We start from the raw sequence: 18,163 nt of genomic DNA, 5'->3' as shown, positions 1-18,163 counted from the left end.
TCCGGGGGGCGACATGACGACAGCGGACTGGTCCATGATGACGGGCGCGGGAATGGCGAGTCTCGCCGGTCTCGCCCTGCTCTTTTTTGCCTGGAAACGGCCCGGTCGCCCTTGGGTGATAGGTGCTGGATGGGCGCTGCTTTCCGGCGGTTTGGTAATGGCCTGTCTTGCCAATGGCGACCGCGGTGCCGCTCAGGTCATCGTCATCGCGATGGCCGGGGTGACCATATTCCTCACCGCACCCCTACTAGGCGGAATCGCGCCACCAATGGGCTTTCGACGGCGCCGCCCAGCCGGGGAAGCCGCGCCCATTCGGCGCCCCGTCCGTGCCAGCCTGTCAGGGATATGGACGTTTATCCTTACAGGACCGGTCGCTGGTGCGATCGCTCTTTTTGGATCGGCTGTCCTGTTCCGCATCATCCGTCCAGAAAATGGCAGCCCGGCAACCGCAGGCGTGATAGCGATCTTGGCTGCGGTCCTGCTCTGGGCTGTCTTGTCGGTTGCGCTGCTCATCGAGCCACCCACCGGACGCCGATCAGCCTATGCCGGCCTCGCCCTCATCGCGACTGCGACATTCGCCTTCATCTGAGGAATAAACGCTATGGCTTCTTCCATCTGGCCAAAAGCCAACAAACGGCTTGTGGATCGCTCTCTCTCTGCTCACTCGGTGATGGGACTTTTGGTCAGCGCCGTGATGTTCATCGTCTGCCTGAGCGGAACGGTTGCAGTGTTCGAGGATGAGATTGGCTGGTGGGAGCGCCCGACCGCGCCCGTGCTGGCAGTAACACCCGAAGCAGCACAAGCCAGCGCCGAACGGGTCATCGCCACACAGCCGGACACGTCACACATTTATCTCTATCTGCCGCGCGACAACTGGCCCCGCTTCGTGGCGGGCGGGGATGACGGCCTCGAAACAGCGAATACCGAAGGCGCCCTGACCGGCAACTACGAGACACCGTGGAACGACTTCCTGATCCACCTTCACTATTACCTGAACTTGCCCCCAAGCTTCGGCATGATCGTCGTAGCCATTCTTGGCGTAATGCTGGTCGCGATGGCCATTTCCGGCTTCCTCGCTCATCCCCGCATCTTCAGAGATGCGTTTCGGCTGCGCCGCAAGGGACAGGCCAGAATTGTCCAGGCAGACCTGCATAACCGGCTCAGCGTCTGGACATCCCCTTTTACCATCGTCGTGGCCGCGACAGGTGCGATGATTGGCCTGTTCAGTGTCATCGTCCTGGTGCTTGCGCAGACGAGTTTCGACGGCAACACCCGGCCACTCGTAGAAGCCGTCTTTGGCGAAGAACCGCCCCCCGATGCATCCCCGGCCGGCCTGGCCGATATCGGCGCCGCGCTGGCCGCCATGCCCGAAGTTGCGCCTGATGCCGACCCGTTCCTGGTTGTCCTGCACGACCCCGGCACGGCGGGCCAGCACGTCTCCATCTACGGCGAGCACCATGACCGGCTGATCTACGGCGAAACCTACAATTTCGACGCCAGTGGCAACTTCATGGGACATGAGGGCGCGTCCGACGGTGAGGCTGGCCAGCAAATCGCCTCTTCCGTCTATCGCCTACACTTCGGTGATTTTGGAGGCCTCGCAGTGAAGCTGGCCTACGCCCTATTCGGCACTGCGCTCTGCATTATCATTGCAGCAGGAATGAACATCTACTTCCTGAAGCGGGCCGAACGCGGCGCCGCCATGCCGCGGTTGTTCTCCGCCTGGTCGGCGCTCGTCTGGGGCACGCCTGCCCTCTTCACCCTGACGCTGCTTGCCAGTCTGATGGGGATCAGCGGCACCTGGCTGCCGTTGCTGTTCTGGGGCGGAGGCCTTGTCATTGCAGTAGGCGGCGGGCTGCTTGCCGATCACATTCGTGTCGGCCAAATCCTGCGTATGCTTCTTTGGATCGCGCTTCTCGCGAATGTCGCCCTCCATGCTGCCATTCATGCTGAAAATTACGGCAACCCCTATACTTGGATAACCTCGACAATTTTCGTCCTTTTCGCCATCGGACTCTTCGCCAGATCCCTCACACCAGGTTCCGGCAAAACCCGCCTCGAACCCAGTGCTGCCGAATAAGAACGCAACCAAATGGGCTAACGCTCGCCCTACCTCAAACAAAATAAAAGAACCCAACCACAATCTATATTGCGCGAAAACGTGCTTGGAATTTCCAAAATACTGGATAAGCTATTCGCATGAGTGAAGAGCTTTCGATTTTCGACATCAAGATTCTGGAACAGCTCCAGAAAGACTGTTCCATATCAACCGTGGAGCTGGCCGAAATTGTCGGCCTGTCACAATCGCCCTGCTGGCGCCGCCTGCAACGGTTGAAGGATGAGGGCTATATCAAAGCGCAGGTTGCCATTCTTGACCGCGAGAAACTCGGCTATGGCCTGCATATCTTCGCCTATGTGAAGGTCGCTAAACTATCCGAAAAGGACCGCGAGACCTTCAGCCGCAAAATCCAGAACACGCCCGAAATTCTCGAATGCTACTCGATCTTCGGTGAGATGGATCTGCTGATGAAAATCCAGGCCAAGTCGATGAAGTGGTACCAGGAATTCCTGATGGACTTCCTGCTTAACCTGCCAGGCGTGGAGAACGTGAATTCGACGGCGACACTCGGCGAGATCAAATCCACGACGGCAATCCCCGTGCGCGGCAGCATGGCGCTTTAGGCGCGCTGGCGGCCAATCACGAAACCGAGCGCACCCGTCAGCAGTAAGACAAGCCCACCCAGCAGCCAGACCAGCCAGCCACCGCCACTTTTCGGCGCTGTCAGCGCAGAAGACGCAACCTGGGGCGCATAAGCCATGCACTCGACCTCAATTGGCGCGCCGAGCGCCAGTCCATCCGCGCCAAAAGCGCTGCGCGCAGGCATCTTCCCCGGTTCGAAATAGGTCTTGTAGACCTCGTTGAAGGCCGGCCACTTGGACATGTCGTCAATCATCACCGTGCATTTGAAGATACTGGACATATCCGTGCCGGTGCGTTCGGCGAGTGCCTTGATTGTCTCCATGACCTGCCGCGCATCATCCTCAAAGGTTTCACCGCCGCGCCCGATCTGACCTGAGAAGAAAATGATGTCGCCAACCCGGACCGCGGCGGAAAATGGCAAGGTGGCTGGATCGACCGGAAGGCCGTCGGCCTGCATGGGAAAGTGTTCGATGTAATCGCGCTCGCCTTCATACCTGACGGACTGGACTTCCTCTGCGCTCGGGCGATCAGATGTGATGAACTGAGGTCGTTCTGAAAACGGCTTGATGCTCAGCGCCTCATAGATTTCGGACGGGAAGTAGGCGTCGCCATTCTTGACGACCATTCGCGGACTGCGGATGGCCGAAAGGTTCTGCAGGGGGTTACCGGGGACGAGGACGAAGTCGGCCAGTTTTCCGGGCTCGATTGTCCCCAGCTCTTCACCATAACCGAGATACTCCGCAGGCCCCCAGAGACCAATCCGCAGCACGTCCCCTGTCGGGATGCCGGCTTTCTCATAGAGCTCCAACTCCCGATGAACCGTGAAACCGGTTTTATCATCGGTGCCCGGCAGAATGCGGATGCCGGACTCGTGCAGCAGCTTCAATGTGTCCAGAACCCTCTGGAAGCCCTCGACATAAGCAGCATCGGCTGCATCATCCTCAAGCGTCACGAATGTCCGCTTACGGTAGCGTTGATAGCCCACAGGCATATGGTCGAGATAAGCGGCGTCGCCCTCCTGAACCTGCCCTGCGCGGCTCATCATCAGGCGTTCGAGGATGACCGCTGTCGGGTCAACGCCGACGGAGTTTTCCTGCATGAGCGCGATCGTCGCCTCAACTTTCTCTGCACGGAGATCGAGACCAGCCCCGCGTGCCATACCTGTCAGCCTCAGCGGTGTGCGCGTATCTTCTCCAGGCTGCAGCAGCCAACCGAGCATCAACTGGTTGATATGGGTGATTTCCGAGTAGCCAGCCTTGATCATGGAATCGGCGTTGGTGAAGGCTGGGACGTGCCCAATAACGCGCATACCCCGCGCCTTCGCAGCCGTTGCCATAGCAGGCACCCAGGCGGGCGTCATCGAGTTGTAGATCTTGATGAAGGGATAGTGCCGGTCGGCATACCAGTTCACCGCATCGACCGCTTCTTCCTCGCTCGCGACGATGATGCCATGGCGCGCCGAGTATGGGCTGCGGCCCTCGATGAACCCGGCTGGGGTAATGCGCGGGCCGATCAAAGCGCCTGTTTCCTGCTTGGCCAGCAGATCGGCCAGGAACTCATTATCATTGCCCATATCGCGCGTGGAGGTCACCCCGGCAGCGAGATAGTAGAGGCCTGAAGTGGACGAGGCATGGGAGTGCATGTCCCAGAGGCCGGGCATCAGCGTGCCGCCCTCACCATCGAACACGCTCATGCCAGTTTGAACCACCGCATCTGCAGACCATGGCTCGATGGATGCGATCCGGTTGCCGTCGACGGTGACCATGACCGGCTCGCCAAGATCGCCATCGATCGGATCGAGAACCCTGACATTGGCAATGGCAAACGGCTGATCGAATGTATGGCGCAGATCTCTGGCAAGTCCGCTCAGCCGTTCGTCACGCTTTTTCCGCGATATCGCCTGCAACCGCGGCAGGAGGTCGGCATAGCCATCGCGGATCATCGAGAAGTTGGTGAAAAAAATGCCGTCCTCATCCAGCGCGATCAGCGAAGCGCCGAGATCGATCCCCGAAAGGCGGTAAAGCGTCAGGCCGATGGTCTCACCTTCATGATCGATCGAGACATCATCGATCTTTTCAAGGGATATCGATCCAGAAGGCAGGACAGGCATTGTGCCATCCTCGTCCTGCAGCAACGCCCGGGCATAGACGTAATCCGCCCAAGGGCTGCCATCATTGATGGCATAGAGGGTCGGTTCAGACACGCTTTCGCGGCCGCTATCGGCCTGGCTGCTCCACACGGCAACGCCGTCCTTGAGCGCGAAGTTCTCGTTGACACCGGCGCCCATCAGCGATGTGCCTTCGACTGTCCAGCTCACTGGCAGCTCCGCATCATTCAGCGTGATCGATTCTGTGTGCTTGGGACCGCGGCCATTGCTATCGACATGGTAGGTCACGGTTTCGGAGGCTCCGTCCTTCTCGACGCGGAGATAGCCGACATTCTCGTCGTTCTGAATGAGCGTGTAGGCATAGTCCTGCGCGCTGGCCGCACCTGCCAACGAACTGCTGGCAAACAGCGTGAATGCGAGCGCGGAAATCAGTCGATGCATCATTGATCTTCTTCCTGGTCCTGCGCGGTGACGATGAAATCATGGATCGCCTCCGCAAACGGCGCTCGCAGCGCCTCCTCATCAAAGGGCGAGTGGCCCGACACCATCTTCTCGAACTTGACTCGGTCCTGGGGCAAGCCGGCATGCGACAGTGCGTATTGGGTCTCCAGGATGGTGACTGCGAGATCGCGATACCCACCGAACACCAGCAGTCTGGCGTCCTCATTCTGCTCAAGAAACTGAGCCAGCGAGGGTGTCGCATCGAAGCTAAAGACCGGCCGCTTGCCGGACCGGCGCCAGTCCCATGCAAAATTCGCATCGAGGTTCAGGGACCGGTATCCATCGTCCCGGGTGAGACCGGTCAGCCGCTCCAGATAGGCACCAATGTCGTCCGAAATGATCTTGTTTGACCGCCCAAGGCCAAGCGATGGATCATTTGCGCCGTCCGGACGGTCAGGATTGGCGGGTGGACGCTTTTCCTGGGTTACGGCCGTATTCAGCCGGCTGACCAGCTGGTTCTCGTCGGCCAGCACGTTTTCCAGGAAGTCCTGAGTGCCAACTCGCAGATCCGCCTCCAACACCAGCGCCGTTGGCAGCCCTGTCATGCCGGCCACCTTCTCTGCGATTGTCAGCTTGTCGGCCTCTTCCAAAAAGTCACCGCGCTGCAGGGCGACGAGATAGTCGCTCTCAGCGAAGACGCGGGCATTTTCCCATGCTTCTGGCTCGGACTCGGCATCAATGGATGACTTGCCGAACCGCCACGCCGTCGCCGCCATGGTCGGCAATGCGAAGACATGACCGGCATCTCCGTTACTTCCCCCCATATCCAGAGCGGGCGACACCATGACCAGACCTCGAACATCCAGCTCACCCAGCCGCGGCACCATATTGGCGAGCCTGTAGCCGCCATAGCTCTGCCCTGTGATGAAGACTGGCGCACCCGACCTGTCATGAGCCTCAAGCCAGTGATCGATGAAGGCAGCGACGGCCTCGACGTCACCTTCGACGCCCAGGAAGCGGCTCTCGCCATCGGGCGAAGCTGAACGACTGAAGCCGGTCTCCACTGGATCAACGAACACAAGGTCAGCGACCCGCAATAGCGTGTCCTGATTGTCGGCAAATGTCGTCTCTTCTCCCTGGCGGTTCCGCCGGCTCGGGCCAAGCGCAAAGTGAAGCGGCGAGGAGGACGCCCCTGGCCCACCATTAAACAAGAACATGACCGGTCGCATGTTTGGTTCGCAGTCGCACGACCGGATATAGGCCGTTCCGGAAATCGTCGTCTCGTTTCCAGCCTCATCTGCCTCTAGGGCTAGGCTATCCCAATGAACGCCATAGGACACCGGATCCTCGCCGAACCGGTCCTGCACCGCATAGTTGCCGGCATTCTCCACATGGGTAATGGCCGGTGGCTCGCTGGTTTCAGCCTGGCCCGGGCGCGCCGTCGCACAGGCTGAAACGACAACCAGTGAGAGGGCGGCGAGCGATCGAACGGGCGCGGTCATCCAGCGTATCTTCATGCCCCAGAGTGTCTGCTGATTGTGAGCAGATTCCTATGCCGATTAATCATGGAGCTTCATATAGCCGGGCAAAATCATGCAATGGCCTGCGCTTCTGCGAAAAAACAATTCGTCAGTCCCGAAGAAAGCCGAAACTTCGCCGATGATTGGCCGCCGGCAGAGACTAGGCTTGAATGAAGACCTACTGGAGGAGACCCGCATGAAGCTGACCCGCCGCGATGCCCTGACCCTCACCGCTGCCGCTGTCGCCGGTTCGGGCGCTTGCACGGCAACCAGCCAGACGGACGCGGCCTCCACCACGGCCCCTGCGCCCGTTGCGCCTGCCTCCTTGCCTGATACGTCCAGCTTCTCACTGGGCGATACGGTCTATCTCAATGCGGGTTCGCAACATCCTTTCAGCAAGCATGCCCGCGCTTCGATCGACGCATATCTACGCCACCGCCAGACGCATCAGCCCGATGACGGTTACGAGCTTGGCGAGGATGCCGCGATCGAGAAGTTCGCGAAGCTGGTCAATGCAGATCCGGAGGAAATCACCTGGGTGCAGAGCACGACCGCTGGTGAACAGATGATCGTGCGCTCGCTCGGTCTGCCGGAAAAAGGCGCGAAAGTTGTCACTGACACGCTGCACTTCTTTGGCTCCTTCCCGCTTTATGGCGAGCTGGAACGCCAGGGCTGCGAGGTCGCGTGGGTCGAGGCGAAGGATGGCCACATTTCCATGGAGGACATGGACCGCGCCATCACGCCAGGCACGAAGCTCGTCTCGCTGTCGCTCGTCTCGACCATCAATGGCTTCGAGCATGACCTGAAAGCGGTCTGTGACCTTGCCCATGCGCGCGGCGCGCTGGTTTATGCGGACATCATCCACGCTGCCGGCTGCGTCCCCGTCGACCTGCATGGCAGCGGCGTCGATTTCGCAGCATGCGCCAGCTACAAATGGCTGATGGGCGATTTCGGGCTGGGCTTCCTCTATGTCCGGAAAGGCGTCATGGGCCGGCTGGTTCGCACGAATTACGGCTATTATGGCATCAGCCAGTTCGCGACACACATGTATCCGTTCGATGCGCCCGGTGAGACACTTGTCGAATACGGCTTTGCAGACGACGCGTCGGGCTGGTTCGCGCTAGGCACGCATTCGCACACCGTCATCGCTCAGCTCAACGCCTCGCTCGACTACATACTCGACCTCGGCGTGGACAAGATCCAGGCGCACGCCCAATCGCTGACATCACGCCTGAAAGAGGGCCTGAAATCGCAAGGGTTCGCGCTTCTGACCCCGGATAGCACACGGACACCGATTGTGACGGCCGTCTGTGAAAACGCCTATTCAAAGCTTCGGCCCAAGATGCAGGAGCGGGGAATCGTGACAACTGTTTCGCGCCACCGCTTTCGTCCAACGGTGTCGGTGTTCAACACGCTGGACGACATCGAAGCTTTCCTCGCCGCCGTCGGAACCGCCTAGGGGCTGGTCAGGAATTCCCGGAGGTCGTCAGCGAAGGCATCCGCCGTGCCGCCGAGATACAGCATGTGTCCTGAAGCGTAATCCTCATAACGTACGCGCTCCGCCGGGAGGTTAGCGGCCTCAAGCTGCGCACGGGCATCGGCGGGCGTTGTGACCAGGTCATAATAGCCTGAGGCTACAAAGACACGCAGGTCCGGATTCCGCCGCATGGCGATTGCGATGTCTTCAGCGTAGCTCTGGTCTGGCGGGATAGCCCGGCGTTGCCAGTTCCAGCTCTGCAGGAGGTCCTTCCAGTAAATCGCCAGATAGGGCCGGGCGAGGCGCACGTCCAAATCGTCACGCAGCATCTGGTTGAACGCCGCCACAAAGCCCGGGACATAGCGGGTCATTGCCGGATCATCGGCTACAGGGTCATTCCCCGACTGAGCCGATGGCAGCGTGTATCGGCTGTCATACATACCAATTTCGAGGCCTGCGCCGACGAGTAACAGCTTTGCAAATTCACGCTCGTCGACATAGAGGTCATCGCCGATCTGGTCCGCCGATAGTCCTGTCATCCTGGTCAGCTCTGCCAAAACGGATTGGCGCTCTGCCGCATCGAGCGTGCCATCCTGGAGCTTTTGCAAGGCGGCCCTGTAAGGACCATCGGCATAGGCCGCGGCCTGGCTGAATACATCCGTGGCATCGCCCTCGAGCGCTGAGCGGCCGTGGAAAGCAGCCGTCGCGACAATGCCCGGCAAGACCCGCGCCTGCTGTTCTGCCACACTGCCTGTGCCATCCTGCCCACCGCTCCCAGGCCGCGCGCCGAGCGTGGTGCCGAGCAGGACGACGCCGTCCAATGTAATCCCGCGCATGACGCCATTATAAATCGGGCTGCCCATCAGGAAGCGCGGCAGCACCGCTGCACGGATCGAGCCGTAGCTTTCACCAAGCACATATTTCGGCGAATTCCAGCGACCGTGTTCACTGAGCCAGAGCTCGATGAATTGTGCGATGGATTCGGCGTCCTCATCGACGCCCCAGAAACGCCTTGGGTTTACGCCCTCGGCCGGCCGGCTGAAGCCGGTACCAACAGGATCGATAAAGACAAGATCTGCAACATCGAGGACGCTGGCCGTGTTGTCCTTCAGCCCGAAAGGCGGGACGTTGGAAGGGTTTACCTCGTTGTCGAGGACAACCTGCTTTGGGCCGATTGCCCCCATATGGATCCACAGCGAGGCGGAACCGGGCCCACCATTGAAAACAAAAAGGACCGGGCGGTCGGTCTCGTCCACATCGGTGCGTTTGTAGGTAAAGGAAAAAATGCGTGCGGTCGCCGCGCCCGTCATATCCCGGAGAAGCGTCTCCCCGGCGATGGCCTCATACGTGATGGACTGTCCGTTCACATCGAGCGAATGCCGGGTCACTTTCCTGTATGGAGCGTCTGGGCTGCCCTTGCCTGCGCCCACTTCACTCTTCGCTGGCGCGTCAGCCTGCTCTAGCGGGGAAGATGTTGCGAGGTCGTATGGCTGGGCATTCGCACAGCCCGCGACGGCGACCCATCCAACAGCAAGCAACAGGGCCCCGATACGATTGAATACAGATGTCATGCCCCTGCCCTCGCCTTCTGGAATATGAGTGCTGCTGCCGCGATGTCCTGAATGACATGGCCCAGCGAATTGTAGATCGTAATGTCATCAGCGCCGACCCGTCCGTCGATCTTTCCCGACAGCACTTCGCCAATTTCGCCGAGCAGGTGAGCATCGCTGATCGCACCACTCTTCAAGGCATGTCGGAACTCGGCGCCTTGGGCACGAACCGACGCGCTTGAATCGGCGAATAAACGGCTCCTCGCAATCAGCGCATTGTCGATTTCTCGAGGGCCATCAAAACTGGAGCCAACAAGATTGATATGCGCACCCGGCTGTACCCAGTCCGCAAGAAGAACGGGTTCGCGCGCAGCCGTCACGGTGGAGATCATATCGGCCCCATCGACGGCCTGCTGGACGGTCTCGCTCACAACGATCGGGCAATCTGTTTCCTGTGACAGGCGATCCGCCAGGGCGCGAGCATTCTGCGTGCTTCGTCCCCAGACACGCATTTCCGAAATCTCCCGGACCTCACGCATCGCCAGTGCGTGATGCCAGGCCTGCTCACCGGTCCCGATAATCGCGGCAACGCCGGCGTCCGCCCGGGCAAGCCGATCTGTCGCCATGGCACTGGCGCTGGCTGTCCGAATAGCCGTCACTGCACCGGCTTCGACCTGGCAAGCGGGGGCGCCGCTGGCCGGGTCAAACAGGATGACGACGCCCTGATGGGACGGGATCGAAGGGTCTGCGCGTTCCGGGGTGACGCTGACGAGTTTTGCCCCCCACGCCCCGCCGGGCCCCATGGTTCCAGCCATGATGCCGAACATGCGTCCATGATCGAGTGGCAGGATATTACGCAGCATCTGCTCGGTCGTTCCCGAGGACAGCATCTGCATGGCGTCTGCCATGACCGGAATGCAATCACGGTAGGTTAGCAGGTCATGCACGTAGGCGGCATCAATCAGCAACATCGGCTGGCTCCGTCAGTTGCCGCCATTTGCCCAGCTGCCACTGCCTTCGACCCAGTGACGGATATCATTACCGAAGGCCTCAGCCGTTTCGTCGATAGAATAGGCCATGTGCCCACCCTGGTAGAAGGAAAGCCTAACCTGTTCCATCGGCCAGTCTGCCTGCGCAGCAAGATACTCGGCCGCCCCGACCGTCGTCATGGTGTCATGATACCCATTGCCGATCAGTAGACGGAAGCCGGGGTTAGCTTCAAAGGCATGGTTGAGCCGGACGCTGTAGTCGAAATGGGAAAACGGCGAAGAGCCGCCCCACTCCCAGCCAGCGAGACCACCAACATTGGCCAGCGTCTTGTACTCTTCCCCAATCTCGAGGTCGAAGACGGAAGATAGGTAAGCCTTGAAGCCTTTCAGGTATGCCTCGGTCAGTATGCCCGAAGCGTCACCGCGCGGATCGTCGCCGACATAGCGTCCATCACTGCGCCCCAGCACCTTCCCTTCCGCCCTGAGCAATTCAGTGCGGTATTGCTCCTTGCTGATCCGAAGCCGGTTCTCAACGTAATAATCCGCGGGGATGCCAGTATACTCTTCCAACTTATCGGCTATGCGGCGTAACTCGTCATCCTCCAGTCGATTGCCCTGGAAAAGCGCGGTGAGATAATCCGTCTCGCCGAATTTCGTAGCCTCCGCGATGAAAGTCTCGAAGTTCCGACCCTTCCGGTCTACCCGGTCCTGCTCCCATCCCATCGCCGCAAGTGTCGGCAAAGAGACGACATAGCTGATGATGTTCTGGCGGCGCTGGGCATATTCGATGATATTGACCGCCTGCCCCATCAGGAAGACTCCCGCTGCTGGCGGCGGACCGCCCTCCTCCGCTAGTTGGCCAGCCGCTTCCGCCGCGCGCATCGTTCCGTAGCTCTCGCCGAGGATATAGACCGGCGTTCCATCTCGCCTGTGCCTCGCCAGCCAGGCTTCGATAAAATCGACGAATTGGGCTGCATCCGCTTCTATGGAGAAGAACGCAGAGGGGTCGCCGCCGTCTACGACATGGCTGAAACCGGTCGATGCAGGATCGAAGAAGACAAGATCTGCAACGTCCAGCGGAGAATGCGTATTATCGACCAGTTCGAAAGCATCGACTGGTGCCGAAAGGTCGTCGGGCGCCGACACGCGCTTCGGACCAACTGCGCCGATATGCAGCCAGAGGGAGGCGGAGATTGGCCCGCCGTTGAAGACAAACAATACTGGGCGCTGAGTATTCTCATCGACCTTTTCAGCGACGTAAGAAAAGGCCGAAAGCCGGGCCGCGGGCCGATCGTCAGTTCCTGCTATGTCGAACGTTTCAAGCGCGGCCGTATAGGTAATCGTCTCCCCGTCGAAAACACCCTCACCGCGAACCGTGCGCTCGAGAGATGATTCCGGCGCCTGCTCGGCGGGCTCGCCTGAGAGATTGTTATCGGCGTGGCTGACACAGGAAGCCGCAAACACCATCGCCACGAGACAGCCGACCGTTCTGGTCGTCCATCTCGCGGCGATGAGCGGCCCCCGAAAGGGCGTAGGCTTGTTTCTGTCCGATCGTGTCTCTGGCATCAGAAGCGTATATTGAGGCCGGCGAAATAGCGCCGCCCGAGAATATCGCCATATCCCAGCGTCGGATAGGAGGGCTTTTCGTCCGTGAAGTTGGTCACACCTGCCCGAAGCGTTACGCCGCTGTCGAACGAATAGAGCGCGGAGATCGAATGCGTGATGTTGCTGTCGATCACCGGAACCGGCGTATTCTCGATCGTAGCGCCCTCCTCGGCCAGCACTTCGCTGAGATAGTCGAGCTGGTAGGTCATGCGCAGCGGGCCATTGGTGTAGACTGCATCGAACTGACCAGCCCAATCGGGCTGGTCGACCGTATTGTCGGTGCGGTTGAAGGTTGTGCCGGTCACCGATGTGCTGAGCTCGGAAGTATGCGTGGCCTGCAGCCCCAGCGAGAAGTCGCCAACGGACGTGTCGAAGGCATAGTTCAGGTAATAGACCTCACCGCGATAGATGATTTCACCGGCATTGAACGTGGTCGAGCGGCCGCTGATCACGGTACCGGGCGGGTTGGAACCGTCGGCCACCTGGAGGCGGGTGAAGACCGAACAGATGTCCGCGGGCTGCGGCGAGCTGTCATAGCAGGTCGCCATGAAGTCGCCATTGGTGAAGGCCGACAGACCATCCTCCAGGTCGATCTCGATCCGGTCCGCTGAAAAAGTCAGCCCCGGAACCAGCAGGTGATCAACCACGATACCGTAGGTGGTCGTATCGGATATCTCATTCTTGAGATCGGGATTGCCACCGCTGGTGATCTCCGCAATCGAGAAATTTTCGGCCGGGTCCTGGAAGGTTGCGAGATCGCCATATTGCGGATTGGCAGCCCATTCGGCCTCACAGTTGGCCCGGCGGATGTCAGGGTTCGGGCCAGCATTGATGCGGTCTGCATCGCAGGGGTCGATACCGGCATTGGTTACCGTAACCGTCGTCGGCGCGAACAGTTGTGTCAGCGTCGGCGCCCGGAAGTTGCGGCTGCGTGTTGCGCGCAGGGTTACCCCGTCAACCGGCTCCCAGCGCGTGCCGAGGCTCCAGACCGATTCCTCACCCGCAATCGAATTGTCGACAAAACGATAGGTACCGCTCAGCTCAAGGGTCTGGACCAGCGGCAGGGTGAAGTCCCCACCCACGATCGGAACGAGGAACTCGGCCGACAATTCGTTCGTGTTGTAGTCGCCCGATGTCGCAACCTCCATCGTACCCGTGCCCGTCAGACCGAGCCGATTGGCCAGCAGCGGTGTGAAGCTCGCTTCTTCGCGCCGGTGCTCAAAGGTGAAAACCGCATCGACGGGCCCCGCTGGCAGCTCGAAAAGTTCCGTTCCGATGGTCGCCAGAAGGTCGATCTGCTCGTTCTTGAACGTATTACCAGTGCGAACAGAAACGAAATCCGTCGCAGCCTGGCTGATATTGCCGGCTCCAAACGGATTGAGCGGCGCACAATCGGGATTGTCATTGGATGGATCAGCGTCGGCATTGATCGCGCAGACGATCTCGCCGCTTCCATTGCGAACCGCGTTGAGAGCCTGGTTGAACTTCACCCGGTCGGCACCCCAGGAGCGCTGGTTGCCCTCGACTTCGGCATAGCTGCCCGACACGGTCCAGTAGAAGTTGCGCCCGCCGGCATCGAAATCGCCTTCCAGGCCAGCCAGCGCACGCCAGGTCTCGGTGTCGTTCTCCTGGATATTGCTCGGGAAGAGGTCATCGTAGAAATGACGCGACAGCCAGAACGGCGCACCGAAGGCAAAGCCCGGATTGACCGAGGTCAGCGTGTCGATGGCATCCTGCGTCAGGAACGGGTTGCTGATATTGAAGAAGATCGCGCCAAGGGCCGGATCGGTCTGGTTCAGCACTGTGCGGGGGGCGCCTTGGGGCACGCTTTCGCCCTCGGTCTTGGCATAGAGGAACTCGGCATTGAATCGCAGATTGTCGTTTATGTCGTAGCGGCCGATGATGTTGCCCGTATAGCGGTCTACCCCGGTGCGAAGCCCGACAAGGTCACTGTAGCGTGTACCCTGTCCACCCTCGGCAAACGGAATGCCGATAATGTTGCCCGGATCGTAGGGCACGATTGACCCGTCAGGTGCAAACTGCAGCGGCACACCGTTCAGGCGCGCCAGGAAGTTGGGTGGCGGCGCCGGGATGCTGAAGATCACGCCATTGCCGTTGAAGTTCCAGAAATAGGCCGGCATCACTTCGCGAACGGACGGAATTCCGTCGTTCGGTCCCGTATCGGCCGGGTTTCCTTGCGTGATCCGGGAACGGTTTGAAACGTCGAAATCAGAGAACCGCACAAGCGGCGTACTGGAGATTTCCAGATTGGCCGCGACATTGCCCTTGCCATCGGCGAAATTCTTGCCGGCCGTGATGCGGAATGCCTCCGTTGGATAGGCACCGTTCTCGGTATTGCCGACCTGGGCATCGAACTCGAGGCCCTCGAAATCATCCTTGAGAATATAGTTCACAACGCCCGCGATCGCGTCGGAGCCGTACACAGCGGCACTGCCGGCCTGTGCAACTTCAATACGGTCGATCAGGCCGGTCGGAATGATGTTGGCATCGACCTGCGCATCGCCGAGACCGCTCGACGTCGTCACAAAGCGGCGGCCATTCACCAGCGTCAGCGTACGCCCGGTACCAAGGCCAAACAGCTCCGGAAACTGCTGACCGCTGCCACTGGCAGTGCCATCGCCGGGGGCCTGGTTGAAGTCGGGCCGGATCGAGGTGATGTCGTTAAGGGCATCCGCGGCGCTGATCAGGCCGCGATCCTCGAAGTTCTGCGCACCATAGGTCGCGACGGGCGCTGGCGTCGATGCAACGTCCCGCATGATCCGGGACCCCGTCACTACGACCCTGTTCATGGTGGCAACATCTTCTTCTTCGTCGTCGCTGACCGTTACCGGCGCGTCGTCTGCTTCCTGCGCTTGCGCAGCCAAACCGACGAGATTGGGCAGAAGAGCTGCAATCGCGCACCCGCCGAGCAATCCTTTCAATACCGCGTCACTCTTCATGGTATTCCCCTTCCAAGACTTCAGCTGGCGAACCCGGTCGCGGGCTCGGAACCTTCTCTGACCAGATCCACGCTAGGAACCGGATGACGGTTTTTTTATACTTTTTGGCTGACCTCCCCGTCAGCGACGGCAACAACTATTCTCCAGCCGACGTGTGCGGAATATTTATTTCACCGGTGTGGAACGCGTTCTCAACCGCGTGCGATGGCCCGTCCAGCAGACTTCTTGCGAGCTTTGACCGCGTAGTAGATTGAGCCTGCAAGCCCCCAACCTCCGAGCAAGGCGTAGGGTCGCCAATCGGCTGACCAACCAATTACGATGATCAGAACTCCCAGCAGGATACCAAGCATGGCTGCCACCTGAAGGACTGGCTTTGCGGGGCGGAAACTTGCTTGCGCATGCAGCACAGGCTCGCGGCGCAAGAGCATCAGTGAAGCCAGGCAGGTCGCGCCGTATTTGAGGAGCGTCGGGATGTTCACGGCCAGGAAAAGGAAAATGAGATTGCTCGGCATGAAAAGGCCGAGACAACACAGCGCGAATGCCAGAAGAACGGCGCGCCGGGGCACGCCTGAATCCTGGTGAATCCTGGACAGCGACGATGGAAGCATATCGGCCTTTGCCATCGCATACAGAAAGCGCGACATGATGATGAAGGTCGCGTTGATCGAGCTTCCGATGGCCACTGTCGCACTGACCAGGATCAGCACCTGGCCTGCCGTCCCCAGAGACGAGATAGCGGCATCCAGAAGCGGCGCATCAGACTGGGCAAGCCCATCGCTTCCAAGCACCCCAATCGCCGCGAAAGCCACGCCGAAATAGACCGCCGCCGTCAGCAGGACGGAAATGGTTATGCCAAGCGGTATGTTGCGCCCCGGATTCCGCACTTCCCCGCCAACCTCGGTCGCGCTTTCAATACCGAGGAAAAGGGAAATCATCAGAGGGACAGCGGTGAGTATTCCCATGACTCCCATGCTGGCGAAGGGCTGAAACCCCGCAAGGTCGATCGACGGGACACTGCCAAATGTGAAAATCAGGCAGGTCAGGAGAAGGATGACCAGCATGATAGTCTGGCTCACGGCCGCGGCCGAAACGCCAACGAGATTGATGCCGAAAACCACGACCAGAAGCACGAACATGGTCGGCTTCAGCGGGACCTCGATGGCTGTGCTGAGATAGGAGACGAGCACCATGGTCAGCACAATTACGGCCGACGTGCTGCCAGCTATCCTCAACCAGCTTATAATGAATCCCAGGAACGGATGGACGAACCGGCGTGGCCATTCAAAGGACGCGCCCGTCACCGGCACCGCGGCGCCCATGAAAGCATATACGAACCCGAAGACGACCATCGGCACCATGGCGATCAGCATGGAGATCAACATGGCTGGACCGGCGAGTGCGGTCGCGGGGGCGAGAACGGAGAAGACTGAAACGCCGATTGCCGTCCCAAGACCGAGCGAGACGACCCCGGCGAGCCCAACGCCCCGCTTCAGGTCAACCGACACGTTTTCAGATTTGGCCATCAGGCAATCCGCTGGCTTTTCGCATTCTGCTTGCGGTACTCCTTCAGACCGCTGGAGAGCCGGTCGAGTCCGGCGCTCAGGCGCGATTCGTCCAGAGCATAACCAATGCGAATATGACCGGCCATACCGAAGCATTCGCCCGGCACGACAACGACCCCATGACTGGCAATCAGCCAGCGCGAAAGCGCCACCGTATCCTCGACGCCGACGACGCGCGCAAAGCAAACGCACCCCTGCAAAGGCATGGACAGCTCGACGAGCTCAGCAGCGCTCAACTCGCTGAATGCCGATTCCGCAACGGGCATGGCTGCATCCATGTGCCCCGTCCGCCACCGATCGAAATCATGCGCCCGGGCGAACACTTCGGCCGCTATGGAATGTGAAAGCTTCGACACGGCAAAGTCGACCCGGTCGCGATACGCCTTCAGCTGCTCCAGCGTCCGGCCCGACGCTATCATCCAGCCGCATCGAACACTGCTCAGACCGAAGATCTTGGTCATGCTGTTGACGCGGATGGCATTCCAATGGCGTGAGACATCGAACCGGCAAGGCTCGGCGTCGTAATAGTCGCGGTAAACCTCGTCGATGAGGAGGTAGACGCCACGTTCGCGAAGCGCATCGGCAAGCTCCGACAGCGTCTCGTCAGAGACAAGCGCCCCGCTGGGATTATGAAGGTTCGTGACCACGACCATTCTGGTCTTGGCGGTCAGCGCCGAAAGCACCGCATCGACGGACAGCGAAAAATCCGGAGCCGGACGGTCGAAGAAACCGATCTCGATCTCGGCATCCAGCGCATAATTGGCAAACATGTCGAAGCCCGGGCGCTCGATCAGGATATGATCGTCGCGGTTGAGAAGCCCCGCATAGATGAGCTGGACCGCCGAGGTCGCCCCAGTGGTACAGATGATCTGTTCAGCAGCCGCGCCATAGCGCTCGCCAAGCCGGAGCGCGAGGTCCGGATTGTTTCGCATGAAGACGCTCTGGTAAGTTGCTGGAGGTCCATTGCGGAAAGCCGCCGATACCGTGTCAGCCAGCATTGCGGACGGTTCAGGCACCGAGCTTTCGAACAGGCCGATCTTGCCGGGCGCGCCATTACGCATCAGGGCCAGAGCATCCTGCACCCAATGCGGATAACTGATCCAGCCCGCCGCTTCCATTTCCAGACTTGAAGCATCCACGATCGCTGACCCCATTCTTTAAAGTGCCTGCCGGGCCAGGACCCGAAACAACCGCAGACCTGATCACGAACTGACCTTACGGCCCGCGCCAAGAATTTTTATGCAAAGCGCG

At 59.9% G+C, this 18,163-nt stretch carries 12 protein-coding genes; 4 read left to right on the top strand and 8 right to left on the bottom strand.

What is annotated here, in order from left to right; translation table 11 throughout:
• The first annotated feature begins 13 nt into the window (after window positions 1–13).
• From D1223_RS04070 to D1223_RS04060, 3 genes are all read left to right on the top strand, one after another.
• Window positions 14–589 (top strand): hypothetical protein, encoded by a 576-nt coding sequence (locus D1223_RS04070; RefSeq protein WP_119375106.1) that lies wholly within the window; start codon window positions 14–16, stop codon window positions 587–589.
• Window positions 590–601: 12 nt separating this feature from the next.
• Window positions 602–2,080: a PepSY-associated TM helix domain-containing protein gene (locus tag D1223_RS04065; RefSeq protein WP_119375105.1), complete on the top strand. Its 1,479-nt coding sequence runs from the start codon at window positions 602–604 to the stop codon at window positions 2,078–2,080.
• Between the two features lie 119 nt (window positions 2,081–2,199).
• A complete protein-coding gene (locus D1223_RS04060; RefSeq protein WP_119375104.1) occupies window positions 2,200–2,682 on the top strand; it encodes an Lrp/AsnC family transcriptional regulator in 483 nt (160 codons plus the stop codon).
• Here the strand turns inward: D1223_RS04060 and D1223_RS04055 are convergent.
• On the bottom strand, window positions 2,679–5,252 hold the full coding sequence (locus D1223_RS04055) for a Rid family hydrolase (protein ID WP_233353029.1): 2,574 nt from the start codon (window positions 5,250–5,252) through the stop codon (window positions 2,679–2,681). The two genes, D1223_RS04060 and D1223_RS04055, sit on opposite strands and share 4 nt — an antisense overlap.
• Entirely contained in the window at window positions 5,249–6,751 is a 1,503-nt protein-coding gene (locus D1223_RS04050; protein ID WP_158588397.1) for a S10 family serine carboxypeptidase-like protein, read from the bottom strand. The genes D1223_RS04055 and D1223_RS04050 overlap by 4 nt, the downstream gene beginning before the upstream one ends.
• Before the next feature lie 214 nt (window positions 6,752–6,965).
• Between D1223_RS04050 and D1223_RS04045 the strand changes: the two genes are divergently transcribed.
• Window positions 6,966–8,228, top strand: coding sequence for an aminotransferase class V-fold PLP-dependent enzyme (locus D1223_RS04045; RefSeq protein ID WP_119375273.1), 1,263 nt, complete (start codon window positions 6,966–6,968; stop codon window positions 8,226–8,228).
• Here D1223_RS04045 and D1223_RS04040 read toward each other — a convergent pair.
• The 6 genes from D1223_RS04040 to D1223_RS04015 form a co-directional block, all read right to left on the bottom strand.
• Complete coding sequence (locus tag D1223_RS04040; protein WP_119375102.1) at window positions 8,225–9,817, bottom strand: S10 family peptidase; 1,593 nt, start codon at window positions 9,815–9,817, stop codon at window positions 8,225–8,227. The two genes, D1223_RS04045 and D1223_RS04040, sit on opposite strands and share 4 nt — an antisense overlap.
• Window positions 9,814–10,767, bottom strand: a complete 954-nt coding sequence (locus D1223_RS04035; RefSeq protein WP_119375101.1) for an ornithine cyclodeaminase family protein — start codon at window positions 10,765–10,767, stop codon at window positions 9,814–9,816. The genes D1223_RS04040 and D1223_RS04035 overlap by 4 nt, the downstream gene beginning before the upstream one ends.
• A gap of 12 nt (window positions 10,768–10,779) precedes the next feature.
• On the bottom strand, window positions 10,780–12,252 hold the full coding sequence (locus tag D1223_RS04030) for a S10 family peptidase (protein ID WP_119375100.1): 1,473 nt from the start codon (window positions 12,250–12,252) through the stop codon (window positions 10,780–10,782).
• A 98-nt stretch (window positions 12,253–12,350) separates the two neighbouring features.
• Window positions 12,351–15,350 (bottom strand): TonB-dependent receptor domain-containing protein, encoded by a 3,000-nt coding sequence (locus D1223_RS04025; RefSeq protein WP_119375099.1) that lies wholly within the window; start codon window positions 15,348–15,350, stop codon window positions 12,351–12,353.
• Between the two features lie 191 nt (window positions 15,351–15,541).
• Window positions 15,542–16,873, bottom strand: coding sequence for an APC family permease (locus D1223_RS04020; protein ID WP_119375098.1), 1,332 nt, complete (start codon window positions 16,871–16,873; stop codon window positions 15,542–15,544).
• Window positions 16,873–18,066: a pyridoxal phosphate-dependent aminotransferase gene (locus D1223_RS04015; protein WP_119375097.1), complete on the bottom strand. Its 1,194-nt coding sequence runs from the start codon at window positions 18,064–18,066 to the stop codon at window positions 16,873–16,875. The genes D1223_RS04020 and D1223_RS04015 overlap by 1 nt, the downstream gene beginning before the upstream one ends.
• Window positions 18,067–18,163: the final 97 nt, after the last annotated feature.

The sequence above is a fragment of the Henriciella mobilis genome (assembly GCF_003576285.1).
In the GTDB taxonomy this organism is placed as follows: Bacteria; Pseudomonadota; Alphaproteobacteria; order Caulobacterales; family Hyphomonadaceae; genus Henriciella; species Henriciella mobilis.
Note: the sequence above shows the minus strand (reverse complement) of the source record. Positions and strands in the feature narration are given on the sequence as shown.